The organism is Microbacterium sp. LMX7-1.2 (genome assembly GCF_040675935.1).
Classification (GTDB): Bacteria; Actinomycetota; Actinomycetes; order Actinomycetales; family Microbacteriaceae; genus Microbacterium.
The window spans coordinates 2,695,727-2,720,034 of the sequence record NZ_JBEGIL010000001.1 but is presented as its reverse complement, the minus strand read 5'-3'; the positions used below and the strand labels follow the sequence as shown (position 1 = coordinate 2,720,034).

Below are 24,308 nucleotides of genomic sequence, written 5' to 3'. Positions count from 1 at the left end.
ACTCCCTGGCGAGGGGCCCACGTTATGTTCGGAGTGGTCAACGGTGCGACAACGCCTCGACGACATGGCGGGTGAACTCCGCAGTACCGAGTGCTCCGCCGATGTCGCCCGTACGCGTCTGCGGGTTGCTGAGCACACGATCCACAGCGGCCTCAATGGCCCCCGCGGCATCCTGCAGTGCAACCGAGCCGTCCTGTCTGCCGCGCCAGTCCAGAAGCATCGCCGCGGACAGGATGAGCGAAGTCGGGTTGGCGATTCCGCGACCCGCGATATCGGGCGCGGAGCCGTGCTGCGCCTGCGCGACGGCGATGTCGTCGCCCACGTTCAGGGAACCACCCAGGCCCAGGCTGCCGGACAGTTCGGACGCTTCATCCGAGAGAATGTCGCCGAACATGTTCGTCGTCACGATGACGTCGAAGTGGTCGGGCCGCTTGATGAGCGCCGCGGCCGCCGCATCGACGATGAGTTCAGTGAGCTCGACGTCCGGGTACTCCTCAGCGACCTTGCGAACCTCGCGGAGGAACAGCCCGTCGGAGAGCTTCACGACGTTGGCCTTGTGGACGGCCGTGACCTTGTTGTTGCGGCGTTGAGCGATCTCGAACGCCGCACGTGCAACGCGTGACGATGCACGCGCCGTCACCTTCCGGATGCTGAAGGCGCTGTCGGGATCGGGCATGAATTCGCCGGATCCGGCGAACATGTTCCTGTCGGAGTAGAACCCCTCGGTGTTCTCGCGCACGAGGACTAGGTCCATCGGCGTCCGCAGAATGCTCATGTCCGCTCGCGACCGGCACGGCCGGACATTGGCGAACAGATCGAACTGCACGCGGAGTTCCGCCGAGGGGTTGAATCCGCCCTCGTGCTTGGCCGGGTACTCGTAGTGCGATACCGGGCCGAGGATGACTCCGTCCGCTTGGGGAACTCGCTTGAGGACGTCGGCCGGCAACGTCGTGCCGACCTCCGCGAGGCTCTTCAGGCCGATGTCGGCGCTTTCGATCTCGAAGGTCACGTCGTGGGTGCGCTCGACGGCGCGGAGCACTTCGAGGGTGGACTCGGTGATCTCTGGCCCGATGCCGTCTCCGGGCAGTACAAGGATGTGCATGGGGTCCTCTCAGGGGGTGGTCTTGTCGCCGGCGGACGCCTTGGCAGCCACCTTCGCCTCGCGGCGGGCGGTGCGCTTGTCGACGGTGCGAAGCGTGGAGGTGGCGAAGCCCGCGTCGACCTCATCCAGACCGACCTCGGCCGCGGTGCGGCGCTCCCAGCGCTTCAGGAAGAAGGGAACGATGGCGACGAGGATGACGAGCACGTAGCAGGCGATGGAGAACGGCGAGTGGATGAGCGCGAGTGCGTCGCCGTCCGAGATCGCCAATGCACGTCGAAGCTGCTGCTCAGCGACCGGGCCGAGGATCACACCGATGATGAGTGGTGCGATGGGGAAGCCATACTGCCGCATGAAGTAGCCCAGGATGCCGACGACCAAGAGGACGAAGACGTCGAACACGGACCCTTTGAGGCTGTACGCACCGAGCAGGGCGAAGATGATGATCCCCGCGTAGAGGTACGGAGTCGGGATCCGGAGCACCTTCACCCAGAGCCCGACGAGCGGGAGGTTGATGATGAGGAGCATCAGGTTTCCGATGAGGAGCGCTGCGACAAGACCCCAGACGAGCTCGGGCTGCGTCTCCAGCAGTCGCGGCCCCGGCTGGATGCCGTACTGCTGGAACGCAACGAGGATCACCGCGGCCGTGGCTGTTGTCGGCAGCCCGAGCGCGAGCAGCGGCATGAGAGCACCTGCGGCATTGGCATTGTTGGCCGCCTCGGGGCCGGCGACACCCTCGATGGCACCGTGTCCGAACTCCTCCTTGTGCCGGGAAAGGCGCTTCTCTGCCGCGTACGACAGGAAGGTCGGGACCTCGGACCCTCCGACCGGGACTGCGCCGAGGGGCCAGCCGATGAGCGTGCCGCGGAGCCACGCAGGCCAGGAGCGCTTCCAGTCTTCGCGGGTCATCCAGTGCTTGCCCTTGTTGATGGCCATGATCTGCGGCTTGCCCTTGCGCATCTTGGCCGCGAGGTAGACCGCTTCACCGAGCGCGAAGAGTCCGACGATGATGACGATGGAGCTGACGCCATCGAGTAGGCGAGGGATCCCGAAGGTGAACCGTGCGACGCCGCTCTGAGCGTCGAAGCCGATGAGGCCGATGACCAGACCGATGCTGACACTGACAAATCCGCGGGCGGGCGAGGCTCCCAGGAGCGCTCCGACCGTCATGAACGCGACCACGATGAGGGCGAGATAGTCCGCTGGGCCGAGGAGGATCGCGACATCGACGACGTAGGGGGCGACGAACGCGAGCAAAACGGTGGCGATGGTTCCAGCGACGAACGATCCGATGGCGGCAGTCGCGAGGGCTGCTGCCGCGCGCCCGGTCCTTGCCATCTTGTTGCCTTCGACGGCTGTCATCATCGACCCGGACTCGCCTGGAGTGTTCAGGAGGATGGATGTGGTTGAGCCACCGTACATCGCGCCGTAATAGATGCCAGCGAACATGATGAACGCCGCTTCCGGGGCGACCGTATAGGTCAGGGGCAGGAGCAGAGCGATGGTGAGCGCGGGTCCGATGCCGGGGAGAACACCGACGAAGGTTCCCGCGAGGACGCCGAGGAATGCGAAGAGCAGGTTCCCCGGAGTCAGCGCGACGGCGAAGCCGTCGATGAGTCCTTGCAAGCCTTCCATGATGGGACTTTCAGAAGAGGCCTTCGAACGGTCCGAGGGGTAGGTAGATACCCAGCACCTCGGTGAACAGAAGGAAGATGAGCACGGGGAGAACGACGGAGACGACGGTCATGAGCCACCAGCGCCGAGCACCGAAGGTCAGCAGCAGGCCGAACATGCACAGCGGCGCAGCGATGAGGTAGCCGAGCGGGTCCAGCAGGACGCCGAAGGCGATGACCGAGGCGACCAGGAGCGCGACGCGACCGAAGTGGAACTTCTGCGTCGGGTCGGCGAGCTCGGACTCTTCCGGGGACGCGGAGCGGCCACGCAGGATCTCGAGCAGAGTCCAGGCTGCAGCGACCGTGAGCAGGCCGCCGGCGAAGTACGGCATGAACCGGGGGCCGACGTTGCTCGCGGCAACAGGGATCGGAATCGCCGCCGTCTCGATGAGAACGAAGATGCCGAGGACAAGGAGGAGCCCGGCGAACGCGAGCTCCCCCTTGCTCTGAATCGAGAGCTTCATACCAGCCCGAGGTCCGCCAGCAGCTGCTGTGTCTGCTCCTGGACGGACGTCAGCTCGGTACCGAAGTCGTCACTGCCCAGCCACTCGTCGCTCCAGCCGTTGGTCTCGAGGACCTCTTTCCAGCTGTCGGACTTCACGACGTCTTCGAACAGCGCCTCGAGCGTCGCGCGGTCCTCGTCGCTGATCCCAGGAGGGGCGAAGACTCCACGCCAGTTCACAAGGGCGGAGTCGGGGTAACCGGCGTCAGCGATGGTGGGAGCGTCAGGTGCGATCTCCAGCGGCTCGGCGGACGCCGTCGCGAGGATGCGAAGGTCGCCATTCTCGATGGCGTCGGCGAACTCGCCGTAACCGGAGATGCCCGCCGCGACCTGGTTCCCGAGAAGAGCGATGAGCGCTTCCCCGCCACCGGAGAACGTGACGAAGTTCACGTCCGTGGCCTCGAGGCCTGCGTCCTGAGCGAGCATGCCGCCCCACATGTGGTCATACCCGCCCTGGTTGCCGATGGCGATGGGGTTCTTGCCCGGGTCGTCCGCCAGCGCGTCGAAGAAGTCTTGAAGCGTCTCGTGCGGGCTTGCGGCCGGCACGACGATGACGTCGTACTCGCCGATGAGGCGGGCGATGGGCGTCAGCTCTTCGAGCGTGTTCGGGGCGTTGTTCGTGATGGTGGCGCCGACGAGCGACAGTCCGCCGATCATCAGTTCATCCGGATCGGTCTTGGTCACGAACTCCGCCAGTGCCACGGTGCCGCCGGCGCCTTCCGTGTTGGAGACCTGGACGCGGGAGACGAGGTCTTCGCCCTTGAGCGTGGCCTCGATGGCGCGGGCGGTCTGGTCGTAGCCGCTGCCAGGACCGGACGGCGCGTCGATGGATACGCCTTGGCGCAGGATGTCGGGGGCTCCCCCGCCTCCCGCGCCGCCGCTGTTGCTGGCCGAGCAGGCGGTTGCGCCAAGGACGGCGGTAAGGGCGACTGCCGCGAGGGCGAGACGGACACTTCTCTTTCGGGTGAGCATCATCATTGATCTCCGCTGTGTGCGCAGTGCGTGCCGCTACTTTGCGGCGCCGACGCGATCTGCGTTGTCGGAAACGTAGCACTTCGTACATCTGTATACAACTATGCAACTGGTACAAGTATGCTGACGGCGGAGGTGGACATGGCGAACGCAACGATGCGGGGCTCGGGTAGTCATCTGGCGTACTCGGAGCTTCGTCGCAAGGTGCTCACACTCGAATTGCAGCCCGGCTCCCGACTCTCGGAGGAGAGCCTGGCGACGTCTTTGGGGGTGAGTCGCACGCCGCTGCGTGAGGCCGTGAGGCAACTCGTGTCGGAGAGCCTGCTCGAACGCCTCCCCACTGGCGGGCTCGTGGTGCCGCAGCTGAACCAGACCGAGATCTCAGAGCTGTATGACGTTCGCGCATCCCTCGAGTTGTTGATGGCTGGCGAAGCAGCGTCCCGTGCGACGGCTGCCGATATCGAAGAGTTGGAAGGGATCGTTGCCCGTAACGCCGCGATGGTCGATTTTCCGGACGACGCCATGCGATACGGCCAGGCGCTGCACAGTGCCCTTGCCGACATCGCCGGCAATGACTGGGCGGTGCGCCTTCACGCCCAGGTCTCCAGCCAGATGGAGCGTTATCGCCGGTTCACCAACCACAGCGCAGCCCGACGGCAGTCCGCTCTTGAACAGCATCGTGCACTGGTACGGCTTGTAGCTGACGGCGATGTCGAAGGCGCCCGCCGAATGGCCTTCCAGCACGTGATTGACGCGCGGGACGAGGCGCTGCGCGCTATCGGCGCGAATCTGGATTGATGAAGCCGTTCGGGCGTCTGTCGCTCGCGTCGCTTCTGCTGCATTCGGCGCTGATCCAGGCCGCCATCTTCCTCATCCGTCCTACCGCGTCGTATCGAGCGCTGGAGCTGGGGGCGCCGCCAGCGGCGCTCGGCGCGATTGGGGCAGCGTTCGCCGTGCTCCCTCTCCTCTTGGCCGTACCCGCGGGCCTTCTCGCTGACCGCATCGGCTCTCGGCCGATGATCCTCATGGGATCCGTCATCACACTTGGTGCGGCAGTGACATTCCTCTTCTGGGGCGGCGACCTCGTTGGCCTGATAGTCGCGACAGCGGTCCTCGGCGCCGGCCACCTGGCGTGTATCGTCGGCCAGCAGAGCGCGGTTGCCCACACCTCGCGAGGTGGGCGACTGGACTCGATGTTCGGCTACTACACGTTCATGGCTTCGCTTGGTCAGGCCGCCGGACCGTTGCTGATCCCGCTTGTCGGGGGCCACGGGCTTACGCCTTCGACGAACGCCCTGTTCAGCGCGGGAGTGTGCATCGCGGGTGCGCTCGTCGTCTTCGGTGCGCTGATGCGTAACGCGAAGTCCGAGAAGCCCTTGAACCGTGCCACCGACGGCAACACGTGGTCGATCCTCCGAACCCCAGGCGTCGCCCGTGCTATTGGCACGAGCGCGCTCATCGTCGCAGCCGTGGACCTCACCCTGGTCTACATCCCGGCGCTGGGCGTCGAACGGGAGATGACCGCCGCATCCGTCGGCGCGTTGCTCACCATCCGGGCGGTCGCGTCGATGGCGTCCAGACTGTTCCTCGGTCGTGCGGCCGCGCGCATCGGGCGAGCCCGGCTGATGGGGGTAAGCATCGCCATGGCCGCCATCTCGTTCCTGATCCTCGCCACCCCCGTGCCCGAGTGGGCGATCTTCGCCACGATGGTCACCCTCGGCCTCGGCCTCGGGGTCGGACAGCCGCTGACCATGTCCTGGGTGACGGAGCAGGTCCCACCCGGGCGTCGGGGAACAGCCCTTGCGGTGCGCCTCGCCGGGAACCGGTTGAGCCAGGTCGTGCTCCCGTCCGCAGTCGGATCTCTCGGCAGCATCGCGAGCGCCGGCGCCGTGCTGGGAGTGACGGGCTTGCTGTTGGTCGGCACTTTGGTGCTGATCGGGACCGTGCGTTTCGATGAAGACCCCTAGCTCCGCCAGCGTGATGCGTATGCCGCCGGTCAGGGGACGAGGTTGGCCCTCACCCACTCGCGGAGCGTTGTCGTCCTGATTTCCTGACGGGCATTGTAGGTAGTTGCCTTATCCCAGGCAACACCGCGCCCCTGCGCGAAGGCGGCACGATACTTCCGCGTCATATCATGAGGGTCGTCGGCGAGTTCCTCCATGAGCTGAGATTCCGACCACACCCTCAGCGCGAACGGATGTCCGAGCGCGTCCCCGAGCGTCTCGGCGACCTCTCCGTAGGTTACGGTGTCGCCGGCGACGTAGACGATCTCATTCTGAATTCGAGGTTCAGCGAAGAGGATCTCTGCGGTGAGCGCACCGATATCCTCCGGCGTCGTCACGGTGACGGCGGTCTCTGCTGACCCGAGCGCGTTGACGGTACGACTGGGTAGATCAACCATCCCCGAGCCGGGCTCAAAGAGGTAGTTCATGAACATGCCGGTCGAAATGATCACCCACTCGGTCTCTTCCTGCGACCGCAGGAGGTCTCGGACATCGAGCTGCGAGTCGAAGATATCCTGTGGGCTGCCGCGACCGATGACATCGAAGTCCACGCCGAACTGCCAAGGGAAGTACCGGGGTACTTTCGCCGCCAGTGCCGCGCGGGCGACCTTCATGGGAGCGTCAAGGCCCGCGGTGATCCCCGTGCATCCGATGACGGTGTCGTACCGGGTGAAGATGCTCACAAGCTCGTCGATCGTGTTCTGCACGAGGTCGCCGGGAACAATGCCTATCCCCAGATCGCGAATCTCGGCGAGATCGCGCTGCTTCGCCGGTGCCCCGGAATCGATGGTGGCGGAGCGGAGCAGAACGTCCACCGAGGAGCCTGGGACACCCATGGCGCGGCGCATGACGTTCCGCAGCACGGGCATGCCTAGCTCTCCTGCTCCGATTACGAGAATTTTCCTGGACTGGCCGTCCCACTCATGTCCTGACATCAATGCTCCTTTCCTTGCGTCTCGTGTGTCGAGGCGCCTGCATCCACAGAGCGTAAACTTTGACACTAGTGTCAAGGTCAAATCGGGATCGGTAGAGGAGAGTGAGCATGAAGATCAGCGAAGCCGCGGCCAAGGTCGGGGCACCTGCAAGGATGCTCCGGTACTACGAGCAGCAAGGCCTCATCGCGGCCTCGCGCTCAGGGAATGGATATCGCGACTACTCGGAGGAGCAGGTCGAGCATGCCCGCCACGTCCGGGCTCTGGTTGAAGCCGGTCTTTCGACACGCATGATCAAGATCGTCCTGGATATCGAGGCACCGCTCGAACGACAGCAGGCGGTTTCGTGCAGCCGTGCGTCAGCCGAGGACCTGGCCCGGGAGTTGCGTGTGGTCGAGAACCGCATCTCGTGCTTGGAGAAGAGCCGCGATGCCGTGATCCGCTACCTTCGAAGCTCGGAACATTCTGACGTGCTAGCCTCCTTCGCGCGATGAAGGAGATCATCCTGCAGATGCGAGCCGCATGATGCTCTCAGCAGATGTACACCTTGCGCAGGGTCTCGGTGACCGTCCACACGGTGCGTTGCCCTTCGGTCAGATACACGATCGATCCAGGACCGACTTCGATCGCGGTGAGCGGAGGCTCGACGAAGTCGATGCGCGCATGACCGGCCAGCACGACGAAAACTTCGTCGACCTCGATGTCCGATGCCGTGCCGGGCGTCATCTCCCAGATGCCGACCTCGATCTCACCGAGGGCAGCCAGCGCACGCGTGGCGGTCGTCGGCTGACCGAGCACTACCTCGTCGACAGGCAGCGGCTCGTGCACGAGCGGTAGTGCCGCGGCATCCACTCCCGCCCCGGCGGCGAGCAGGCTCACGAGTCGAATCCCATGCCGACGGCGTCGAGCGTCCGGAGGAAGAGGTTGCGCTTTCCCTCGTTGTGATCGGCGCGGTCCATCGCGGCGCGCACGAGGTTGATGCCGATCGCGGCGGCGGGCTCCGGAGGGAACGGGATGGGCTTCTCGCGCACCATCGCCAGCTCCGTGCGTTCGGTCTGCTCTCCCGAGAGTTCGTCGAGCATGACGTCGGCGGCGAACCGGGCGGCGCCGACGCCGAGCCCCGTGAAGCCGGTCGCGTAGGCGACCCGTCCCCGGCGGGCGGTGCCGAAGAAAGCGCAGAACCGGCTCGACGAGTCGATGGCGCCCGCCCAGCGGTGCGTGAAGCGCAGCCCTTCGAGCTGCGGGAACGTCGTGAAGAAGTGCGAGGCGAGTCTGCGGTGGCTCTCCATCCGGTCCTCGTACTCGGGGCGCACCTTGCCGCCGAAGTGGTACACGGCGTCGTAGCCGCCGAAGAGGATCCGGTTGTCGGCGGTGAGGCGGTAGTAGTGGAACTGGTTGGCGCTGTCTGCGAGGCCCTGGCGGTTCGACCAGCCGATCGACGTGAGCTGTTCGTCGCTCAGCGGTTCGCTCATCAGCACGTAGTCGTACACGGGGACGGTCATGAGCCGATTGCGCCTGAGGAGCGACGGGAAGACGTTCGTGGCGAGCGCGACGTCGTCGGCGATCACGCGTCCGCCGTCGCGGGTGACGACGGTCATCGGTCCCGTGCCGTCGCCCTCGATGCCTCGCACGAGCGAGTGCTCGAAGATCTCGACGCCCAGGTCGGCGGCGACCCGCGCGAGCTCGAGGCCGAGCTTCGCGGGATGCACGAGCGCCGTGGCATCGCGGTCCCACGCGCCGGCGAGGAAGGTCGGCGAATGCACTTCGGCCTGCACGGCCTCGCGGTCGAGGAAGCCGTCCTCCTCGCGGAGCCAGTCGACCTGATGAGGTTCGACGGCGAGCGTGATCGCGCCGGTGCGTTCGAAGTCGGCATCCATCCCGTATCGCTCCACGGTCCGGGCGATGCCGTCGAGGTTCTCGAGTCCGAGCTCCTCGAGTCGGTCAATCTCCTGCGGCCAGCGGGTCAGTCCGTTCTCGTGGCCGTGCGTGAGGCTCGCCTCGCAGAAGCCGCCGTTGCGGCCGGAGGCCGCCCACGCGATGCGCGACGCCTCGAGCAGCACGACCCGGCGCTGCGGGTCGCGCTCCTTCGCACGCACCGCGGTCCACAGTCCTGCGTACCCGCCGCCGACGATCACGAGATCGGCGGACACCGGGCCGGTGAGCGCCGGATGCGTCGGCCGCTCGACGTCGTCGAGCCAGAAGACGCTCAGCGCCGTCCCCTGCAGAGACGCGTCGATGACGGCATCCGAGGGGCGCTGGCGTTCGAAGACGGTGGTTCCCATGAATCTCTCCTTGTTTCCGGGCCGCGCGGTCAGCGCGTACCCCAGTTGTAGAGGTCTTTGTAGAGGCCGGCGTAGAGCAGGCTCTCGGTGTGGATGACGCCGGGGATGGTGCGGATGCGGGTGGCGATGAGGTCGAGCAGATGGGCGTCGCTCTCGCACACCGCTTCGACGAGGATGTCGTAGGTGCCGAGGGTCACGACCACGTAGGCGAGTTCGGTGATCTCCGTCAGCTGCTCTGCGACCGCACGGGGGTCGCCGGTGACGCGGATGCCGATCATCGACATGCGCTTGAAGCCGAGCTGCATCGGGTCGGTGACGGCGACGATCTGGATGATGCCCGCCTCCGTCATCCGCTGCACGCGCTGCCGGGCCGCGGCCTCGCTGAGCCCGACCTCGCGGCCGATCTCGGCGTAGGGGCGCCGGCCGTCCTCCTGCAGCAGCTCGACGATCCGCTTCGAGATGTCATCAAGGACTGGCTGTTTCGTTGCGGCACTCATGTGATGATATTGACAGCATCATCCAACATTCGCAACTGATTCCATTGCGTAGCCCCTGTAGAACTTCCGTATTCGCAATATTGTGGCTACTATGACCGTCATGGCCACAGAATCCCTGCAGAACTTCATCGGCGGTCGACGCGTTCCCGTGAACGGCGCAGGGCGGATGCCGCTGATCGACCCGGCGACGGAGGAGACGTACGGCGAGCTGCCCGTGTCGGACGCCTCCGACGTCGACGCCGCGTACGCCGCGGCCGCCGCCGCGTTTCCCGTCTGGCGCGACACGACCCCGGCCGACCGGCAGCTGGCCCTGTTCCGCATCGCCGACGAGATGCAGGCCCGCGCCGAGGAGTTCGCCGACCTGGAGTCGAAGGACACCGGCAAGCCGCGGGCCAGCCTCGTCGCCGACGAGATCCTGCAGTCCATCGACCAGCTGCGGTTCTTCGCCGGCGCCGCCCGCAGCCTCGAGGGCCGCGCCGCCGCCGAGTACCTCGCCGGCCACACCTCGTTCGTGCGCCGCGAGCCCATCGGCGTCATCGGCCAGGTCACGCCGTGGAACTACCCGCTCAACATGGCGGTGTGGAAGATCGCGCCAGCGCTCGCCGCCGGCAACACCGTGGTGCTGAAGCCCGCCGAATCGACCCCGCTGACCACGCTGTTGCTCGCCGAGATCGTGGCCGTGCACACGCCCGTCGGCACTCTGAACGTCGTGCTCGGCGACCGCGACACCGGGGTGGCGCTCGTCGAGCATCCGACGCCGCAGATGGTCGCGATCACCGGGTCGGTGCGGGCGGGCATGGCAGTGGCCCGCTCGGCCGCCGCCGACGTGAAGCGCGTGCACCTCGAACTCGGCGGCAAAGCGCCGGCGATCGTCTTCCCCGACGCCGACCTCGACAGGGCGGCCTCGGGCATCGTCACCGGCGCGTTCTTCAACGCCGGGCAGGACTGCACAGCCGCCACCCGCGTGCTCGTGCACTCCTCTGTGCACGACGAGTTCGTCGCGGCGCTGGTCGAGAAGACGAAAACGGATGCCCGCACCGGTGCACCGCATGAGGAGGGAGTCCTGTACGGGCCCCTCAGCAGCGCGGCCCAGCTCGCCCAGGTGCAGGGCTTCGTCGACCGGCTGCCGCCTCACGCCACGATCGAGACCGGCGGGCGTCACCAGGGAGACGCGGGCTACTTCTTCGAGGCCACCATCGTCTCGGGTCTGCACCAGGACGACGAGGCCGTGCAGAGCGAGATCTTCGGACCGGTGCTCACCGTGCAGGCCTTCGACACCGACGAGGAGGCGCTGGCGATGGCGAACGACGTCCCCTACGCTCTGGCCTCGTCGGTGTGGACGCGTGACCACACCAGGGCGATGCGCTTCTCCCGCGACCTCGACTTCGGGTGCGTGTGGATCAACACCCACATCCCGTTCGTGTCCGACATGCCGCACGGCGGCTTCAAGCACTCGGGCTACGGCAAGGACCTCTCGCAATACGGCTTCGACGACTACACCCGCATCAAGCACGTCATGACCGCGCTCGACTGAGCGCGACCCGCCGCCAGACGATCATGATTCGTTACGAGCCAGCCATCGACCTCGAGACGATCTCCGCGATCGACGTGCATGTGCACATCGAGGTCGACAGACACGGACGCACCTCGCTGCCTGATGACCTCTCGAGTGCCGCATCGGAGTACTTCTCTATTGACGGCCCGCGCCCGGACCTCGACTCGGTTGCGAAGTATTATCGGGAGCGCCGAATGGCAGCGGTCGTGTTCACGGTCGGCGCGACGACGCAGTTGGGACACACAGGCATCTTCAGCGAGGAAATCGCCGAGGGCGCAGCGCACAACAACGACGTCCTCATCCCTTTCGGATCGGTCGATCCACGCCTCGGCGCCGCGGCTGTGGATCGCGCACGCCGTTTGATCGACGACTACGGTGTGCGCGGCTTCAAGTTCCACCCCACTCTGCAGGGATTCGATCCGAGCGACGAAACGCATCACGCGCTTTACAGGCTCCTTGAGGGTGCCGGAGTGATCGCCCTCTTCCACACGGGACAAACCGGCATCGGCGCCGGACTCCGAGGAGGGCGCGGTCTGCGCCTGGGGCTCTCGAACCCGATGCTGCTCGACCCGGTGGCTGCGGACTTCCCCCGACCTACAGATCATCATGGCCCACCCGTCCGTGCCCTGGCAGGACGAGGCGCTGTCTGTAGCGACCCACAAGCCCAACACCTGGATCGACCTGTCCGGTTGGAGCCCCAAGTACTTCCCCGAGAACCTCGTGAGTCATGCCAACTCGCTTCTCCGTTCCCGCATCCTGTTCGGATCGGACTTCCCGCTCCTCACCCCCGAACGCTGGATGAGGGACGCCGAGAAGACCTCGCTCAAGCCCGAGGTGATGCCGGGGATCCTCAAGGACAACGCGGCGCGACTACTCGGTCTCGCAGACTGACACCGTCGGAAGGAGCACCATGACCACCACCGTCGCCTCCTGCTCTCCCTCGTCATCGGATTCCAGGCCTTCATCAAGCTGATGGCGAATTCTTCGACTGGCGATTCCGTCGTCGCCCGCGTACTCCGTGTCTTGGACACGTTCACACCCACTCGCACGGTCCAGACGCGCAGTGAGATCGGCCGTCGAGCGGGCCTCCCGAGCTCGACCGCCCATCGCATCGTGAACGACCTGGTCGAGAGCGGTGTGCTGGAACGCGACGAGCACAACGGCATGCGGGTGGGTGTGCGCCTGTGGGAGCTGGCGACTCGGTCGTCCGACGCGCTCCGTCTGCGTCAAGCTGCGTTGCCCTCGATGGAGCGGGTGCAGGCGCGGATCGGGGAGCACACCCAACTCGCCGTCAGGGAGGCCGACGAGGCGCTGTTCCTGGAACGCCTCAGTAGCCCCGAGTCCGGAGCGAACATCACCAAGATCGCCGGCCGCCTTCCCCTGCACGCATCATCCTCGGGATTGGTTCTGCTCGCGTTTGCAGATCGCGCGACTCGGGAGCGGGTTCTGAGCCTACCGATGAAGCGTCTGACGAAAAGCACGATCACGGAGAGTTCCGACCTGCGGAGGAAGCTCAATGAGGTCCGCAGTGTCGGGTTCAGCATCGCTCCCGGTTACGTCGAAGAGGTCTCCACAGGTGTCGCAGTGCCCATCCGCGGCGAGCGCGGTGTCATCGCTGCGCTTTCGGTGGTCCTGCCCCGCGACTCCCCTACGGAAGGCCCGTTGGTGGCGATCATTCAAGCCGCGCGAGACATCGAACGCGCGCTCGGCGCTCATCGGCAGCGATCGATCGGATCCCCATTGAATGGGAATCTCGGTGGTGTAGCGCCCCGCTGATTGGAGACTGAGACGGGCCCGCAGGCCTCGAGAATCACGTCAGAGGAGACGACATGCCCGCTCCCAGCCGCACCCGGGTCGCCATCATCGGCGCAGGCCCCGCAGGCCTCCTTCTCTCGCACCTGCTCTCGAGCGCCGGGATCGAGTCGATCGTCATCGATTCCCGCACCCGCGAGGAGATCGAGTCGACCATTCGCGCGGGGATCCTCGAGCAGGGCACTGTCGAGCTTTTCGAGCAGACCGGCGCCTCGACGCGGGCGCGCGCCGAGGGGCACCGTCACGAGGGCATCGAGCTCCGCTTCGCGGGCGAAGGACACCGCATCGACTTCGCGGGGCTGACCGGACGTGCCGTATGGCTGTATCCGCAGCACGAGGCACTGAAGGACCTCATCGCCGCGCGCCTCGCCGACGGTCAGGACCTCCGCTTCGGGGTCACGGCGAAGTCGGTGGAGGATGCCGAGGGCGACCGCCCTCGTGTCGTCGCCACGGACGCGGCCGGCGAGCGGTTCGAGATCGAGGCCGATTTCGTCGTGGGCGCGGATGGCTCGCGCAGCGTCGCACGCGCAGCCGTCACCGGCTCGCGCTCGGGCGGATACTTCCGCGAGTACCCGTTCGCCTGGTTCGGCATTCTCTGCGAGGCACCGCCGAGCGCGGACGAGCTGATCTACTCCAACTCCCCCGACGGCTTCGCGCTCATCAGCCAGCGCAGCGACACGGTGCAGCGCATGTACTTCCAGTGCGATCCCGACGACGACCCCATGGCCTACAGCGAAGCGCAGCTGTGGGAGGAGCTGCAGAAGCGGGTGCCCGGCACCACCCTCATCGAGGGCCGCATCTTCCAGCGCGACATCCTGCGGTTCCGCAGCTTCGTGGCACACCACCTGCTGAGGGGGCGCGTCGCCCTCATCGGCGACGCCGCCCACACCGTGCCGCCCAGCGGGGCGAAGGGCATGAACCTCGCGGTCGCCGACGTGGTCATCCTCGCGAAGGCGCTCCGCGCCCTGCTTCTCGAGAACGACTCCCGTCTCATCGAGGCGTTCCCCGAGACCGCGCGACAGCGCATCTGGAAAGCGCAGCAGTTCTCGTGGTGGATGACGAGCCTGCTGCATGTCGCCCCGGACGCGACCGACTTCGACCGCCTGCGCCAACTCGGCGAACTGCGCACGGTCGTGGAGTCCGAGGCCGGACGCACCTACCTCGCCGAGGCGTATACGGGATGGCCGCTCGCCGGTCTCTGAGCGGGTGCCTCTGCTGCGCCGGCCTCGGCCGGCGCAGCAGGCGGCGTCGTCACGAGGCGGATGCCGCGTGGAAGCTGTGCGCGATCGCGATCGCCGAGGCCTCCGGCGAGGCGAAGAACTCGAGGACCGCACGGGCCGCCCCCGGATCATTAGAGCTCCGCGAGACGGCACCCGAGAACACGGTGTCGATCGCGCAGTCGTCGGGGAGCACCCCGGTCACCCGGATGCCCGGCTGGCCCACGAGCTCGCTGAGCTGCTGGAAGCCCAGATCGACAGATCCCTGCGCCAGCAGCTGCGCCACCGGCACGCCGGGGTGGGCCTGCAGGAGCTTGGGGCCGACGGCATCCGTGAGACCCCATGCCCGGATCATCTCGAGCAGCGCCGTACCGCTCGGCCCTGTCGAGTACCCGACCCTCGCCGCTGAGCGCAGCGCGTCGCGCACGCCGGCCGCATCCGCGAAGGCGGCTTCGTCCGGCCGCTCGGCTCGACCGGCGCCGCCTGCGGTCACGGCGACCGCCACCTGCGAGATCACGAGCGGTGTGAGCGAGTCGTCGTCGACATGCCCCTGGGCGGCGAGGGCGGAAAGGGCTCCGGCGGCGAGGAAGACGAGGTCGAATCCCTCGCCCTCGGCGACGCGTCGGGCGGCCTCGACCCCTCCCGTCGACTCGATGTGCACGCGCGGGAGACCCACCTCGGCCGCGGCGACCGTGAGATCGGCGAGCAGATGCCGGGTGGCCATCGACGACACGGCTCTCATGCGGCCTCGAAGGTCTCGGTGTCGACGTCCGCAGCGGGACCCGGCGCGTACCGCGGTCCGGAGACGGTGTCGGTGCCGATGAGCCGTCCCGCCCTGCGCAGGATCTCCGGCGGCACCTCGACGTCGACGGCGGCGAGATCCTCGCGCAGATGCGTCGGATCCGTCGTGCCGGGGATCGCGACGACGTGCTCTCCGCGCGAGAGCACCCACGCGAGGGCGAGCTGCGCGGGAGTGCACCCGGCCTCGTCGGCGAGCGCGTGCCAGTCCGGAAGCAGCGCGGCGTTGATGGGCCAGTGCTCGGGCTGGAAGCGGGGCATGGAGCGACGGATGTCGTTCGACGCCAGGTGCGCCGGGTCCGACACCCCGCGGCTCAGGAAGCCGCGGGCGACGGGCGAGAAGGCGACGAACGCCACGCCGGACTCGCGGGTGGCGTCGAGCATGCCGAGTTCGGGGTTCCGACTCCAGAGCGAGTACTCGTTCTGCACGGCGGCGATCGGAGCAGTCCGCTGCGCCTCTCGAAGACGCGCGACCGACACCTCCGAGAGCCCGATCGCGCCGATCCTGCCGTCATCGACGAGCTCCGCCAGCGCGCCGACGCTCTCGCCGATCGGCACCGAGCGGTCCCAGCGGTGCAGATAGTAGAGGTCGATGCGGTCCACGCCGAGGCGACGCAGCGATTCGTCGACCTGGGTGCGCAGGGTGTCGGGGCGTCCGTCGATCGTGCGCACGCCGTCAACGAGCGCCATCCCGCCCTTGCTCGCGAGCAGCACCTCGTCGCGCCGACCGGCGACCGCCCTCCCGACGAGCTCCTCGTTGCGACCGCCGCCGTACAGGGTCGCGGTGTCGAGCATCCCCACTCCCGCGTCGAGCGCCGCACACAGCAGAGCCAGGCCGTCCGCGTCCGACGGGGGCACTCCGTAGGCGTGGCTCAGCGACATGCAGCCGAGGCCGATGCGGGGCAGGATCACGCGAGCTGCTCCTCCAGCGCGCCGAGCACGCGGTAGCAGTCGATGACCTGACGCAGCGACGAGTTCGGCTCGCGTCCTTCGCGGATCGCGGCGACGAACTCGCGGTCCTGCAGCTCGATGCCGTTGAAGCTCACGGCCACCTGCGACACGTCGATCTGCTGATCCCTGCCGTCGTAGAGGTCGTCGTAGCGGGCGACGTACGTGGCGGTGTCTCCGATGTAGCGGAAGAACGTGCCGAAGGGCCCGTCGTTGTTGAACGACAGCGACAGCGTGCAGATTGCCCCGGTCTCGCTCTTCAGCTGGATCGACATGTCCATCGCGATGCCGAGCTCGGGGTGGATCGGGCCCTGGATCGCGTGCGCCTGCACGATGCGCCCCGCCTGGTAAGCGAAGAGGTCGACGGTGTGGGCCGCGTGATGCCAGAGGAGGTGGTCGGTCCACGAGCGCGCCTCGCCCTTGGCGTTCGTGTTCGTGCGGCGGAAGAAGTACGTCTGCACGTCCATCTGCTGCACGGCGAACTCGCCGGCGGCGATGCGCTCGTGCACCAGCTGGTGGGAGGGGTTGAACCGCCGCGTGTGGCCGACCATTGCGACGCGGTCCGAGGCCTCGGCCACGGCGAGGGTGGCCTCGGCGTCGGCCAGCGAGTCCGCGAGCGGGATCTCGACCTGCACGTGCTTGCCGGCCGCGAGCACCGCCTGGGTCTGTGCGGCGTGCAGTCCGGTGGGAGTCGCGAGGATCACGGCGTCCACGTCGTCGCGCTCGAACACGGCATCCAGCCCCACGACGGCGGTCGCGACGCCGTACTGCGCGGCGACGGCATCCGCCTTCTCCTGCGAAGTCGCGCTGACGACCGTCACCTCCGCGTCCTCGATGTTCGCGAGGCCGTCGAGGTGCTTCATGCCGAAGGCGCCGTTGGCGCCGACAACCGCGATTCGGATCTTGTCTGTCATGCGGGTTTCCTCCCGGGGCTCCGGTTCAGGACGTCAGGCGTTCGACAGCGCTGCCATCGCCTCGGGCTCGCTCGAGCCCTCGGGCGCGGAGCTGCGCGTCGGCACGGCCGCATCGGCGTCGTCTTCGGCGAGGGCGGGCGTGCGGACCGGGTTCGACAGGACGAGGTGTCCGACCGCGGTGTTCGACGCGGGGACGTGATAGAACCGGTGGCCCACCTCGGGAGCCTCGCCGCCGAACTGGTCGTCCATCGCGCCGCGGGCGATGAGCCAGTCGACGAGCTCGATCCCCTCAGAGCCCGCCTCGTCGACGTACTCCATGTGAGGCCACTCCGTGAGTCCGAGCGGGTCCGCGATCAGGTGGTCGAGGAACGCGTTGTCCCACTCCTTGTTGATGAGTCCGGCGCGCGGCCCCTGCAGCTGGTGGCTCATGCCGCCGGTTCCCCAGATCTGCACGTTCAGCTCTTCGCCGTCCCACTTGTCGATCGCGCGGCGCAGAGCCTTGCCCAGCTCGTAGCAGCGTCGGCCGGACGGCACCGGGTACTGCACGACGTTCACGGCGAGCGGGATGACTCGGACCGGCCACTCCTCGACCTCGCCGTACACGAGGGACAGCGGCACGGTCAGGCCGTGGTCGACGACCATCTCGTTGACGAGGGTGAGGTCGAAGTCGTCCTGGATGATCGACTGCGCGAGGTGCGCGGCGAACTCCGGGTAGCCCTTCACATCCGGAACGGGACGAGGACCATAACCCTCGTCGGCGACCGGGTACTCGTCACCCGTGCCGAGGACGAAGGTGGGGATGATCGAGGCGTCGAAGGCCGTGGCGTGGTCGTTGTACACGAGGATCACGACATCGGGGGTGTTCTCCTTCGCCCATGTGCGGGTCCACCGGTAGCCGTCGAAGACCTTCTTCCAGTACGGCTCCTCCGTCTTGCCGAGATCCATCGCCGCACCGATCGCCGGGACGTGCGACGTGAACAGCGCCGAGGTGTAGCGGGCGGGGGCGTCCGGCCGGACGGCGGTCGCCTTCTCGGTCGACCGGGGCGTCCATCCGTCGAGGTCCTTCAGGCGGTTGCCCTCGGGGCGACGGCCGCCGGCGACCATCATGTCCCGGTACGCGGCCTCCGACATCCCGGTCATCGAGCCCGCCATCTGCTGGAAGCTGAGTCCGTGGGTCGCGCCGATCTTGCTGAGGAAGTAGATGTTCCCTCCCTCGGCGATCATGGTGTTAAGGTCCATGTCGAGCACCGCCTGGCGCTGCACCGGGTTCAGCGGCCACTCGTCGAGGTACGCCTCCTGATCCGCGAGGAACCGCTCCCGGTTCTCGGGCTTCATCAGCGACATCGAGAACTGGTTGAGGTGGTATCCCTTGCGCGCCTGCTCGGCGTCGTAGATCGTCGTGCCGGGGACGTCCTTGTACGGCTTGTCGAGTGCCATGGTCATTCTCCTTCTGGCCAGTACAGCCGCCGCGGGTTGTCGACGAGCAGCTGCCGCTGCAGGTCGGCGGTCGGGGCGATCTGCGGGATGTAGTCGACCAGGAGCCCGTCGTCGGGCATGTGGTCCTTGAGATTGGGGTGGGGCCAGTCGGTGCCCCACAGCACGCGGTCGGGGAACTCCTCGACCACGCGACGGGCGAAGGGCACGACGTCGGTGTACGCGTGCTGCTCGCCGTGCAGAGCGCGTGGACCGTCGATGCTGAGCCGCTCGGGGCACGACACCTTGGTCCACACGCGGGGGTTCTCGCGCAGGAAGCTCAGGAACAGCTCGAACTCCGGGCCGTCCGGATCCTTCGAGACATCGGGGCGACCCATGTGGTCGACGACGATATCCGTCGGGATGCCGGAGAAGAAGTCGTACAGCTCGGGGAGGTCGTCGGCTTCGAAGTAGATCACGACGTGCCAGCCGAGCGGCGCGACCTTCGCGACGATGTCTTCGAGCGAGTCGGTCGGCACCCGGTCGACCAGGCGCTTGACGAAGTTGAAGCGCACGCCGCGCACACCCGCCTCGTGCAGCTCGGCGAGCTCTTCGTCGGTCACATCGCGCCGCACGGTCGCGACGCCCCGGGCGCGGCCCTCGCTGCGGCGGAGGGCATCGAGGAGTGCGCTGTTGTCGGCGCCGTGGCAGGTGGCCTGCACGATCACGTTGCGGTCGAAGCCGAGGTGGTCCCGCAGGGCGAACAGCTGCTCCGCCGACGCATCGCACGGTGTGTACTTGCGTTCCGGCGCGTAGGGGAACTCAGCCCCCGGCCCGAACACATGGCAATGCGCGTCCACCGCACCCTCCGGCACCTGGAACATCGGCGTGCTGGGGCCGTCGTACCAGTCCAGCCATCCGGCGGTCTTCTCGAAGCCGCCGCTCGTGTCTCCGTGCGACACGTCAGTCCTCCCGGTACTCGAGGCCGGCGGCGGCGAGCTTCTCGCGCATGCCGTAGATGTCGAGGCCGAGCATGCCCTCGCGGAACTTCTCGCGCTTGGCCTCTTCGTTGTCCTCGCGTGCGCGGCTCGCGTCGGCGACCGCTCCGACCAGCGCGCGCGGCACCACGACGACGCCGTCGACGTCGGCCACGACGACATCACCCGGGTTGACCAGGGCATTGGCGACCACCACCGGGACGTTCACCGAGCCGAGCGTCGCCTTGACCGTCCCCTTGGAGTGGATCGCCCGCGAGAACACGGGGAAGTTCATCCGCTCAAGGTCGGCGACGTCTCGAACTCCGCCGTCGATCACGAGCCCCTTGCACCCGCGCGCGGTGAGCGAGGTTGCGAGCAGCTCGCCGAAGAAGCCGTCCTCGCTCTCCGTCGTACAGCCCGCGACGAGGACATCACCCGCGCTCACATGCTCCGCCGCGACGTGGAACATCCAGTTGTCACCTGGCTGCAGGAGCACGGTCACCGCGACGCCGCACAGCTTCGCTTCGGGATATACCGGACGGATGTAGGGGCGGAGAAGCCCGACCCTGCCCATCGCCTCATGAATGGTGGCGACGCCGAACTGGGAGATCCGCTCGACGTCGTCAGGATCGGGTCGCTCGATGTTCGTGTGGACGATACCGAGGTCGTTCAGGCGCATGGCGTACCTTTCAGAGCCCGCGGGCGGTCAGTGCTCGGTCGAGCCGCGGGTAGACCCGGCGGGCGTTGCCCTCGAAGACGGCGAAGCGCTCGATATCGGTCAGATTCGGCGTCGCGTCGACATAGCGCCTCGTGTCATCGAAATAATGCCCGGTGCGCGGGTCGATGTCGCGCACGGCACCGATCATCTCGCTGGCAAACAGGATGTTCCTCGTCGGAATGACTTCGGCCAGCAGATCGATCCCCGACTGGTGGTAGACACACGTGTCGAAGAACACGTTGCCCAGAAGATGCTCCTCGAGCTCCGGCTTCCCCAGTGCCATGGCCAGTCCACGAAAGCGACCCCAGTGATACGGGACCGCTCCGCCGCCGTGCGGGATCACGAACTTGAGGTCGGGGAAGTCGCGGAACAGATCGCCTTTGAGTAGTTGCATGAAGGCAGTGGTATCGGCACCGAGATAGTGGTCGCCGGTTGTGTGGAATACCGGCTTGCAAGACGTGCTGACGTGGATCATGGCCGGCAGCTCGTACTCCACGAGCTTCTCGTAGATCGGGTACCAGGATCGATCCGTGAGCGCGGGAGCCGTCCACAGCCCGCCGGCCGGGTCGGGGTTGAGATTGACCGTGACGACGCCGAGCTCTTCGACCGCACGCGTAATCTCGGCGACGCTCGTCGCGGGATCAGCCCCTGGGGATTGCGGGAGCATCGCGCCGGGGAGGAACCGGTCAGGGAAAAGCTCGCTCACCCGGGCGCACAGGTCATTGCAGATGCGCGCCCAGGTCTCGCTCACATTCAGATCGCCGATGTGGTGCGCCATGAAGGACGCGCGAGGGCTGAACAGGGTGAGGTCGCTGCCGCGGTCGTTCATCAGGCGAAGCTGGTTCGCCTCGATCGTCTCGCGGATATCGTCGTCGTCGATGCGGAGAGCAGCCGGATCGGGGGATTCTCCGTCGCCGTTCGTGAATGCGATCTGCAGATCCCGCCACGCACCGAGTTGAGCGGGGGCTGTCGTGTAGTGCCCGTGTACATCGATGATCACGGCGTGTCGTCCTTCTCACTGGAGGTGTGAATACTTCGAACGTAGATCGCCGCCGCTCAGCAGTCCAATAGATGCGTGCCGCCACCCGCATAGATAGGGTCTATTCGTGGACATCGTCGATCTGAACCAGCTACGCACCTTCGTCGTGCTCTACGAAATGCGCAGCGTGACCGCCGCGGCCGCGCGGCTTCATGTGACGCAGCCGACGGTGAGCTATACGCTGCGCCGTCTGCGGGAGCGCTTCGAGGATGACCTCTTCCGACGCGAGGGGCACGACATGGTCCCGACAGCCAGGGCGACAGCCCTCTTCGTGCCGTTGCACGAAGCACTCGCGCAGATCGACTCCGCGGTGGGCGACCCCCGTACGTTCGAGCCCGCAGGCTTTCGCGGAGAGCTCGTCATGGGGCTCACGTCCATCGGCGAACAGACGTTTCTCCCGCCGGTGATGGCCGCCCTGGCTCGACAAGGGTCTCGCCCCCACCTGAAGGTCGAACGACTAGACGCGGACCACGTGGAAGATGGACTCACCCGAGGCAAGATCGACCTCGCCATGACCGTCTCGATGGTCGGCAGCCCACGGCTGTGGCGCACGCACGTGCGCGCCGTGGAGTACGTCGCGCTCTCCTCGACGCGCCACCCCTTACCACCGACTGCTCCTGACATGTTCGACGGCCGACACTTCATCCGAGTGTCCGCCCGCGGGGGTCATGTCTTCCCGCTGCAGGCGTTGATCGAGCACGGACTGATGTCGCAGGTATCGCTCACCGTGGAGGAATACGCCACCGTACCCGCCGTGGTTCAGACGACCGACCTGGTGGTTTTGCTGCCGCGGCACGTCGCCGAGGTCTTCCGCGGATGGTTCCCTGACCTCGACATCACTGACCTCCCGTGGCCAGGACAGAGCACACCGGTTTCGCTGTACACCAGACGGGAGGCAGCACTATCCCCCGCGCAGAAATGGTTCCGGGAGCTCGTACGCGAGGCAGTGAGCACAGAGGAGTATCGACGCGCGCCGGCGGACGCCCTCTAAGGCTGCCGCTTTCGACCCCAACTCGCCTTCGTGGGGGCGAACGGACTCCGCACGTGGATCGACCAGGTCGAGTGCGGGTGTATCGAGAGAATCGCCTGCTCGTACCACGCGCGGGCATCCGGGTCGAGAGCAGCCAGGACAGCGTCCTTATCCACGTCATCCTCTGGTCGTGGTCGAAGCGCCTTCCACACGAGCTGCACCTCGGGAGCACCGGTGGGAACGCCGCCGATGTCGCGGACGGCACGATCCCACGGCAGCTGGAGCCGGGGGTCGCGCTTGTATACCCAAGCACGCTCCCCGCCGTCCTCGACGTTCACCTGGAGCACCCATTCCGTCGAAGAGTCATTCAAGATCTTCACACGATGAACGTCAGCGTCTTCGGGGACATCCCGGAAGAGGAGATGATCACAGTCATCGCCGATCGCCGCCCACGCGCTGAAGCGATCCGGCAGAGCTCGCACCAAAGCGGGCAGATCGTCACGGATAACGCTGATGTCGACGTCACCGCGCTTTCTGATCTCGCGCCCGACCCACCGGTCGAGAGCCACCCCTCCTGACAGCCACCACCGGATTCCCGCCGCGGACAGCAGATCGACGATCTCGCCCGCTGCGAGCGGTCGCCAAGGGGCGTCAGAGTGCGGGGTGGAGTCAGCCATGCGTCGAGAATAGGGCAAGAGCGGTGCCTTGTGATGAGCGGTCGGCGTCTATTCTCGGCAGGTGGTCAGCGACCGGACACCTTGCCGAAGAGCTGCGCGATCCCCGCGATCACCACGGGTCGAGCGGCGTGAACGCCACCGCCCATCACCGCGAGCGACGCCAGGAACAGCCCGAGGCCGAGCCAGCTCGCCGAGTCGTCGGCTGCGTAGATGTGGTTGAGGTTGCGCAGAGCCCCTGTCGCGAGGACGAGATCCCCGGGAATGATCTCGATTTCGAGGGCCCGGATCTCGGCGATGTCCTTCTGCTCCGACGACGATGCGGAACCGATGGCGGCTGGACGAAGCAGCACATTCACGGAGGCCCCGGGCACATCAGCCGTCCGGCGGGCGACGTTGCGCAGAACCGGCATCGCCAACTCCCCCGCTCCGATAACGAGGATCTTCCGCGATGATCCTTCCCGGTCTTGCGTGGTCATGTGCGTTCCATCCTCGGCGTCCCGAGGTCGGTGCCGAGTTCAGATACGAGCGTAAACCTTGACATCATTGTCAAGGTCTAATCTCGTCGATGGAGCGCTTGTGGGGTTCTCGGGAGAGCGACGGCGAACCCCGCGCATCAGCCCGGGTGCAGCTCAGTCACCACTAGCTCCGTAGGCGCAGCGTCACGGTCCCAGAGGCCTGCGAAGGACTCCGCCAGAATGCCTTCGATGCCGGCTAGGGATCTGACGCGGAACACCGCGCCGAACGACCTGACCTCGCCGTGATCATTCAACCCGTGCGCTCGAAGACCATGGTCGACAGCAAGCATCCAGGTCTCCGCTGCCGACTTGAGGGCGGCGTAGTTCGCAGAGCTGCCAGTCGGGCGGGAGACGACGACGGAAGAGACGATCGCCGTGCGACCGGCCGAGGACAGTCTCAGATCAGTGTCGAACGCTCGCGACACATGCCTCAGGGCACTGAGACTCGACTCCAACGACCTGTACGCTTCGTCGGTCTGCCCGGCGAGACCACCGCCCCCACTCCAACCGCCGACGAGATGGAGCACCCCGTCGACCCGCCCCCACGTGTCGAGGATTCGCTTGCGTAGCTCTGCGACCGATTCCTCGCTCGAGAGGTCCGCCCGCTGTACGTGCACCTGCGGGAGTTCGTCTCGGCACCGAGCCAGCTTCCCCGCATCCCGACCAACGATGATCACTTGTGCGCCGCGGTCGAGAAGCGCCTTCGCGGAGGCGAATCCCGAAGCGGACGTGCCCCCGGCGAGCAGCACGAGCCTGCCGGAAACGGGATGTTCGAGAGCGGTCTTCATCTGAGTT

The 24,308-nt window shown here is 66.8% G+C and carries 26 protein-coding genes and 2 pseudogenes; 9 read left to right on the top strand and 19 right to left on the bottom strand.

What is annotated here, in order from left to right:
* Positions 1–37: 37 nt before the first annotated feature.
* From MRBLMX7_RS13295 to MRBLMX7_RS13280, 4 genes are read right to left on the bottom strand one after another with little or no spacing between them, the layout of a single operon-like run.
* Positions 38–1,102, bottom strand: coding sequence for an isocitrate/isopropylmalate dehydrogenase family protein (locus MRBLMX7_RS13295; protein ID WP_341933420.1), 1,065 nt, complete (start codon positions 1,100–1,102; stop codon positions 38–40).
* A gap of 9 nt (positions 1,103–1,111) precedes the next feature.
* On the bottom strand, positions 1,112–2,734 hold the full coding sequence (locus tag MRBLMX7_RS13290) for a tripartite tricarboxylate transporter permease (RefSeq protein ID WP_341933419.1): 1,623 nt from the start codon (positions 2,732–2,734) through the stop codon (positions 1,112–1,114).
* Between the two features lie 10 nt (positions 2,735–2,744).
* Entirely contained in the window at positions 2,745–3,236 is a 492-nt protein-coding gene (locus MRBLMX7_RS13285) for a tripartite tricarboxylate transporter TctB family protein (RefSeq protein ID WP_341933418.1), read from the bottom strand.
* On the bottom strand, positions 3,233–4,249 hold the full coding sequence (locus MRBLMX7_RS13280) for a tripartite tricarboxylate transporter substrate binding protein (protein WP_341933417.1): 1,017 nt from the start codon (positions 4,247–4,249) through the stop codon (positions 3,233–3,235). The genes MRBLMX7_RS13285 and MRBLMX7_RS13280 overlap by 4 nt, the downstream gene beginning before the upstream one ends.
* 138 nt (positions 4,250–4,387) lie before the next feature.
* Between MRBLMX7_RS13280 and MRBLMX7_RS13275 the strand changes: the two genes are divergently transcribed.
* A complete protein-coding gene (locus tag MRBLMX7_RS13275; protein ID WP_341933416.1) occupies positions 4,388–5,044 on the top strand; it encodes a GntR family transcriptional regulator in 657 nt (218 codons plus the stop codon).
* The gene (locus tag MRBLMX7_RS13270) at positions 5,044–6,213 is read left to right on the top strand and encodes an MFS transporter (RefSeq protein ID WP_341933415.1); all 1,170 of its coding nucleotides are present in this window, start codon (positions 5,044–5,046) and stop codon (positions 6,211–6,213) included. The genes MRBLMX7_RS13275 and MRBLMX7_RS13270 overlap by 1 nt, the downstream gene beginning before the upstream one ends.
* 29 nt (positions 6,214–6,242) lie before the next feature.
* Here the strand turns inward: MRBLMX7_RS13270 and MRBLMX7_RS13265 are convergent, their stop codons facing one another.
* Positions 6,243–7,184 carry an aromatic alcohol reductase gene (locus tag MRBLMX7_RS13265; protein WP_341933414.1) on the bottom strand — a complete coding sequence of 314 codons (942 nt, stop codon included), beginning with the start codon at positions 7,182–7,184 and terminating at the stop codon, positions 6,243–6,245.
* Positions 7,185–7,291: 107 nt separating this feature from the next.
* On the opposite strand from MRBLMX7_RS13265, the gene MRBLMX7_RS13260 reads away from it, so the two are divergent.
* The gene (locus tag MRBLMX7_RS13260; RefSeq protein ID WP_341933413.1) at positions 7,292–7,675 is read left to right on the top strand and encodes a MerR family transcriptional regulator; all 384 of its coding nucleotides are present in this window, start codon (positions 7,292–7,294) and stop codon (positions 7,673–7,675) included.
* Between the two features lie 37 nt (positions 7,676–7,712).
* Here MRBLMX7_RS13260 and MRBLMX7_RS13255 read toward each other — a convergent pair whose 3' ends face one another.
* The 3 genes from MRBLMX7_RS13255 to MRBLMX7_RS13245 are packed head-to-tail and all read right to left on the bottom strand — an operon-like array spanning position 7,713 to position 9,960.
* The gene (locus tag MRBLMX7_RS13255; RefSeq protein WP_341933412.1) at positions 7,713–8,060 is read right to left on the bottom strand and encodes a cupin domain-containing protein; all 348 of its coding nucleotides are present in this window, start codon (positions 8,058–8,060) and stop codon (positions 7,713–7,715) included.
* On the bottom strand, positions 8,057–9,463 hold the full coding sequence (locus MRBLMX7_RS13250; protein WP_341933411.1) for an NAD(P)/FAD-dependent oxidoreductase: 1,407 nt from the start codon (positions 9,461–9,463) through the stop codon (positions 8,057–8,059). Before MRBLMX7_RS13250 ends, MRBLMX7_RS13255 begins: the two co-directional genes overlap by 4 nt.
* A 29-nt stretch (positions 9,464–9,492) precedes the next feature.
* Positions 9,493–9,960, bottom strand: a complete 468-nt coding sequence (locus tag MRBLMX7_RS13245) for an Lrp/AsnC family transcriptional regulator (RefSeq protein ID WP_341933410.1) — start codon at positions 9,958–9,960, stop codon at positions 9,493–9,495.
* 100 nt (positions 9,961–10,060) lie between these two features.
* Here MRBLMX7_RS13245 and MRBLMX7_RS13240 point away from each other — a divergent pair, with 100 nt between their 5' ends.
* The 4 genes and pseudogenes from MRBLMX7_RS13240 (at position 10,061) to MRBLMX7_RS13225 (ending at position 14,529) form a co-directional block, all read left to right on the top strand.
* Positions 10,061–11,494, top strand: coding sequence for a gamma-aminobutyraldehyde dehydrogenase (locus MRBLMX7_RS13240; protein WP_341933409.1), 1,434 nt, complete (start codon positions 10,061–10,063; stop codon positions 11,492–11,494).
* A gap of 23 nt (positions 11,495–11,517) precedes the next feature.
* Positions 11,518–12,406: pseudogene (locus tag MRBLMX7_RS13235) on the top strand (amidohydrolase family protein).
* Between the two features lie 81 nt (positions 12,407–12,487).
* Entirely contained in the window at positions 12,488–13,291 is an 804-nt protein-coding gene (locus MRBLMX7_RS13230) for an IclR family transcriptional regulator (RefSeq protein ID WP_341933408.1), read from the top strand.
* Positions 13,292–13,344: 53 nt separating this feature from the next.
* Complete coding sequence (locus MRBLMX7_RS13225; RefSeq protein WP_341933407.1) at positions 13,345–14,529, top strand: 4-hydroxybenzoate 3-monooxygenase; 1,185 nt, start codon at positions 13,345–13,347, stop codon at positions 14,527–14,529.
* A gap of 49 nt (positions 14,530–14,578) precedes the next feature.
* On the opposite strand, the gene MRBLMX7_RS13220 is transcribed toward MRBLMX7_RS13225, so the two are convergent.
* Genes MRBLMX7_RS13220 through MRBLMX7_RS13190 form a run of 7 tightly spaced genes read right to left on the bottom strand, consistent with a single transcriptional unit; the run spans position 14,579 to position 21,312 of the window.
* Entirely contained in the window at positions 14,579–15,286 is a 708-nt protein-coding gene (locus MRBLMX7_RS13220) for a substrate-binding domain-containing protein (protein ID WP_341933406.1), read from the bottom strand.
* Positions 15,283–16,254, bottom strand: coding sequence for an aldo/keto reductase (locus MRBLMX7_RS13215; protein ID WP_341933405.1), 972 nt, complete (start codon positions 16,252–16,254; stop codon positions 15,283–15,285). Before MRBLMX7_RS13215 ends, MRBLMX7_RS13220 begins: the two co-directional genes overlap by 4 nt.
* The gene (locus MRBLMX7_RS13210) at positions 16,251–17,204 is read right to left on the bottom strand and encodes a Gfo/Idh/MocA family oxidoreductase (protein ID WP_341933404.1); all 954 of its coding nucleotides are present in this window, start codon (positions 17,202–17,204) and stop codon (positions 16,251–16,253) included. Before MRBLMX7_RS13210 ends, MRBLMX7_RS13215 begins: the two co-directional genes overlap by 4 nt.
* A 33-nt stretch (positions 17,205–17,237) precedes the next feature.
* Positions 17,238–18,641 (bottom strand): protocatechuate 4,5-dioxygenase subunit alpha/beta, encoded by a 1,404-nt coding sequence (locus MRBLMX7_RS13205; protein ID WP_363369184.1) that lies wholly within the window; start codon positions 18,639–18,641, stop codon positions 17,238–17,240.
* 2 nt (positions 18,642–18,643) lie between these two features.
* On the bottom strand, positions 18,644–19,579 hold the full coding sequence (locus MRBLMX7_RS13200; protein ID WP_341933402.1) for an amidohydrolase family protein: 936 nt from the start codon (positions 19,577–19,579) through the stop codon (positions 18,644–18,646).
* A 1-nt stretch (position 19,580) separates the two neighbouring features.
* Entirely contained in the window at positions 19,581–20,273 is a 693-nt protein-coding gene (ligK, locus tag MRBLMX7_RS13195) for a 4-carboxy-4-hydroxy-2-oxoadipate aldolase/oxaloacetate decarboxylase (protein ID WP_341933401.1), read from the bottom strand.
* A gap of 10 nt (positions 20,274–20,283) precedes the next feature.
* Complete coding sequence (locus MRBLMX7_RS13190) at positions 20,284–21,312, bottom strand: amidohydrolase family protein (RefSeq protein ID WP_341933400.1); 1,029 nt, start codon at positions 21,310–21,312, stop codon at positions 20,284–20,286.
* A 106-nt stretch (positions 21,313–21,418) separates the two neighbouring features.
* Between MRBLMX7_RS13190 and MRBLMX7_RS13185 the strand changes: the two genes are divergently transcribed.
* A complete protein-coding gene (locus MRBLMX7_RS13185) occupies positions 21,419–22,342 on the top strand; it encodes a LysR family transcriptional regulator (RefSeq protein WP_341933399.1) in 924 nt (307 codons plus the stop codon).
* Here the strand turns inward: MRBLMX7_RS13185 and MRBLMX7_RS13180 are convergent.
* On the bottom strand, positions 22,339–22,701 hold the full coding sequence (locus MRBLMX7_RS13180; RefSeq protein ID WP_363369181.1) for a hypothetical protein: 363 nt from the start codon (positions 22,699–22,701) through the stop codon (positions 22,339–22,341). The genes MRBLMX7_RS13185 and MRBLMX7_RS13180 overlap by 4 nt on opposite strands.
* A 3-nt stretch (positions 22,702–22,704) precedes the next feature.
* Here MRBLMX7_RS13180 and MRBLMX7_RS13175 point away from each other — a divergent pair, with 3 nt between their 5' ends.
* Complete coding sequence (locus tag MRBLMX7_RS13175; RefSeq protein WP_341955361.1) at positions 22,705–22,899, top strand: hypothetical protein; 195 nt, start codon at positions 22,705–22,707, stop codon at positions 22,897–22,899.
* On the opposite strand, the pseudogene MRBLMX7_RS18705 reads toward MRBLMX7_RS13175, so the two are convergent.
* The 3 genes and pseudogenes from MRBLMX7_RS18705 to MRBLMX7_RS13165 all read right to left on the bottom strand — a co-directional run.
* Positions 22,843–22,998 (bottom strand): annotated as a pseudogene (locus MRBLMX7_RS18705) (nucleotidyltransferase domain-containing protein); the annotation flags it as partial. The gene MRBLMX7_RS13175 and the pseudogene MRBLMX7_RS18705 overlap by 57 nt on opposite strands.
* Positions 22,999–23,063: 65 nt before the next feature.
* Positions 23,064–23,474: a hypothetical protein gene (locus tag MRBLMX7_RS13170; RefSeq protein WP_341933397.1), complete on the bottom strand. Its 411-nt coding sequence runs from the start codon at positions 23,472–23,474 to the stop codon at positions 23,064–23,066.
* A 137-nt stretch (positions 23,475–23,611) separates the two neighbouring features.
* Positions 23,612–24,301 (bottom strand): SDR family NAD(P)-dependent oxidoreductase, encoded by a 690-nt coding sequence (locus MRBLMX7_RS13165; RefSeq protein WP_341933396.1) that lies wholly within the window; start codon positions 24,299–24,301, stop codon positions 23,612–23,614.
* Between the last annotated feature and the right edge of the window lie 7 nt (positions 24,302–24,308).

Excerpts from the sequence above, each read along its gene's own strand:
- MRBLMX7_RS13295 (WP_341933420.1), bottom strand. The coding sequence starts at position 1,102 with ATGCACATCCTTGTACTGCCCGGAGACGGCATCGGGCCAGAGATCACC.
- MRBLMX7_RS13290 (WP_341933419.1), bottom strand. The coding sequence starts at position 2,734 with ATGGAAGGCTTGCAAGGACTCATCGACGGCTTCGCCGTCGCGCTGACT.
- MRBLMX7_RS13285 (WP_341933418.1), bottom strand. The coding sequence starts at position 3,236 with ATGAAGCTCTCGATTCAGAGCAAGGGGGAGCTCGCGTTCGCCGGGCTC.
- MRBLMX7_RS13280 (WP_341933417.1), bottom strand. The coding sequence starts at position 4,249 with ATGATGCTCACCCGAAAGAGAAGTGTCCGTCTCGCCCTCGCGGCAGTC.
- MRBLMX7_RS13275 (WP_341933416.1), top strand. The coding sequence starts at position 4,388 with ATGGCGAACGCAACGATGCGGGGCTCGGGTAGTCATCTGGCGTACTCG.
- MRBLMX7_RS13270 (WP_341933415.1), top strand. The coding sequence starts at position 5,044 with ATGAAGCCGTTCGGGCGTCTGTCGCTCGCGTCGCTTCTGCTGCATTCG.
- MRBLMX7_RS13265 (WP_341933414.1), bottom strand. The coding sequence starts at position 7,184 with ATGTCAGGACATGAGTGGGACGGCCAGTCCAGGAAAATTCTCGTAATC.
- MRBLMX7_RS13260 (WP_341933413.1), top strand. The coding sequence starts at position 7,292 with ATGAAGATCAGCGAAGCCGCGGCCAAGGTCGGGGCACCTGCAAGGATG.
- MRBLMX7_RS13250 (WP_341933411.1), bottom strand. The coding sequence starts at position 9,463 with ATGGGAACCACCGTCTTCGAACGCCAGCGCCCCTCGGATGCCGTCATC.
- MRBLMX7_RS13245 (WP_341933410.1), bottom strand. The coding sequence starts at position 9,960 with ATGAGTGCCGCAACGAAACAGCCAGTCCTTGATGACATCTCGAAGCGG.
- MRBLMX7_RS13240 (WP_341933409.1), top strand. The coding sequence starts at position 10,061 with ATGGCCACAGAATCCCTGCAGAACTTCATCGGCGGTCGACGCGTTCCC.
- MRBLMX7_RS13230 (WP_341933408.1), top strand. The coding sequence starts at position 12,488 with ATGGCGAATTCTTCGACTGGCGATTCCGTCGTCGCCCGCGTACTCCGT.
- MRBLMX7_RS13225 (WP_341933407.1), top strand. The coding sequence starts at position 13,345 with ATGCCCGCTCCCAGCCGCACCCGGGTCGCCATCATCGGCGCAGGCCCC.
- MRBLMX7_RS13220 (WP_341933406.1), bottom strand. The coding sequence starts at position 15,286 with ATGAGAGCCGTGTCGTCGATGGCCACCCGGCATCTGCTCGCCGATCTC.
- MRBLMX7_RS13210 (WP_341933404.1), bottom strand. The coding sequence starts at position 17,204 with ATGACAGACAAGATCCGAATCGCGGTTGTCGGCGCCAACGGCGCCTTC.
- MRBLMX7_RS13205 (WP_363369184.1), bottom strand. The coding sequence starts at position 18,641 with ATGGCACTCGACAAGCCGTACAAGGACGTCCCCGGCACGACGATCTAC.
- ligK (WP_341933401.1), bottom strand. The coding sequence starts at position 20,273 with ATGCGCCTGAACGACCTCGGTATCGTCCACACGAACATCGAGCGACCC.
- MRBLMX7_RS13175 (WP_341955361.1), top strand. The coding sequence starts at position 22,705 with ATGAACGTCAGCGTCTTCGGGGACATCCCGGAAGAGGAGATGATCACA.
- MRBLMX7_RS13170 (WP_341933397.1), bottom strand. The coding sequence starts at position 23,474 with ATGACCACGCAAGACCGGGAAGGATCATCGCGGAAGATCCTCGTTATC.
- MRBLMX7_RS13165 (WP_341933396.1), bottom strand. The coding sequence starts at position 24,301 with ATGAAGACCGCTCTCGAACATCCCGTTTCCGGCAGGCTCGTGCTGCTC.